The following is a 718-nucleotide window of genomic DNA, read 5'->3' as shown; positions in this document are numbered from 1 at the left end:
GCTTTACGCGGCGAGCAGTTAAGAGATCGCGAGGTGAACTCGCTCCTACGGGGTGAACACCGTGGTAGGAGATGCTTTATGCGGCGAGCAGTGAAAAGGTCGCGAGATGAACTTGCTCCTACTGGGTGAATACTTTGGTCGGAGATGCTTTACGCGGCGAGCAGTTAAGAGATCGCGAGATGAACTCGCTCCTACGGGGTGAACACCGTGGTCGGAGCCGCTTTACGCGGCGAGCAATTAAAAGATCGCGAGGTGAACTCGCTCCTACGGGGTGAACACCGTGGTAGGAGCCGCTTTACGCGGCGAGCAGTTAAGAGATCGCTAGATGAACTCGCTCCTACTGGGTGAATACTTTGGTCGGAGATGCTTTACGCGGCGAGCTATTAGGAGATCGCGAGGTGAACTCGCTCCNTACGGGGTGAACACTCTGGTAGGAGATGCTTTACGCGGCGAGCAGTTAAGAGATCGCGAGATGAACTCGCTCCTACGGGGTGAATACCGTGGTAGGAGCCGCTTTACGCGGCGAGCTATTAGGAGATCGCGAGGTGAACTCGCTCCTACGGGGTGAATACTTGGGTAGGAGCCGCTTTACGCGGCGAGCAGTTAAGAGATCGCGAGGTGAACTCGCTCCTACTGGGTGAATACTTTGGTAGGAGATGCTTTACGCGGCGAGCAGTTAAGAGATCGCGAGATGAACTCGCTTATATGGACTCCTCCA

It is taken from the genome of Pseudoalteromonas sp. HM-SA03, assembly GCF_002289345.1.
GTDB lineage: Bacteria > Pseudomonadota > Gammaproteobacteria > Enterobacterales > Alteromonadaceae > Pseudoalteromonas.
Note: the sequence above shows the minus strand (reverse complement) of the source record.